2 rRNA genes are annotated in these 1,114 nt (G+C 55.1%); both read left to right on the forward strand.

What is annotated here, in order from left to right:
• Positions 1-222 (forward strand): 16S ribosomal RNA (locus tag ACLJPX_RS44215); the annotation flags it as partial.
• 322 nt (positions 223-544) lie between these two features.
• Positions 545-1,114, forward strand: a 23S ribosomal RNA gene (locus ACLJPX_RS44220); the annotation flags it as partial.

The following is a 1,114-nucleotide window of genomic DNA, read 5'->3' on the forward strand; positions in this document are numbered from 1 at the left end:
ACTGCGTGAAGTCGGAGTCGCTAGTAATCGCAGATCAGCAACGCTGCGGTGAATACGTTCCCGGGCCTTGTACACACCGCCCGTCACGTCATGAAAGTCGGTAACACCCGAAGCCCATGGCCCAACCCGCAAGGGGGGGAGTGGTCGAAGGTGGGACTGGCGATTGGGACGAAGTCGTAACAAGGTAGCCGTACCGGAAGGTGCGGCTGGATCACCTCCTTTCTAAGGAGCAACACATCCACGGTCCCCGGGATACCCGGGATCAGCACTGTGGGGTGGCCAGGGTTTCATCACCGACTGTGTGGTGGCACTGGTTGCTCAAGGAATTGTGGAACTACTGGTTATGGTTTGAGGTCAGGTTGCCGGCAAGTGTGAGTACTGCCTTCTTCGGGAGGCGTGGAAAGTGTTCTGCCGGGTTTGATCGAGAATTGTTCGCTGGCATGCTGTTGGGTCCTGAGGCAACACGCCGAGGGGCTTTCACGCTCCGGGAGTTTGTTTCTGGTGTGGTGTTTGAGAACTGTAGAGTGGATGCGAGCATCTTTGTGGTCAAGTTATTAAGGGCACATGGTGGATGTCTTGGCTTCAGGAGCCGATGAAGGACGTGGGAGGCTGCGATATGCCTCGGGGAGCTGTCAACCGAGCTGTGATCCGAGGATTTCCGAATGGGGAAACCCAGCACCAGTTATGTGGTGTTACCCGCATCTGAATATATAGGGTGTGTGGAGGGAACGCGGGGAAGTGAAACATCTCAGTACCCGTAGGAAGAGAAAACAACCGTGATTCCGTGAGTAGTGGCGAGCAAAAGCGGAAGAGGCTAAACCGTTTGTATGTCAAGCTGTCAGGCGTTGTACAAGCGGTGTTGTGGGACCCAGCGTCGAGGATCTGACAGTCCTCGGAATGATTACGCGTGTTAGTGGAACGCCTTGGGATGGGCGACCGGAGTGGGTGAGAGTCCCGTACGCGAAAACACGTTGTGGATTGTTTGTTTGGTGTTCCCGAGTAGCAGCGAGCTCGTGGAATTTGCTGTGAATCTGCCGGGACCACCCGGTAAGCCTAAATACTTCCTGAAGACCGATAGCGGACTAGTACCGTGAGGGAAAGATGAAAAGTACCC

The sequence above is a fragment of the Amycolatopsis sp. lyj-90 genome, assembly GCF_046549035.1.
GTDB lineage: Bacteria > Actinomycetota > Actinomycetes > Mycobacteriales > Pseudonocardiaceae > Amycolatopsis.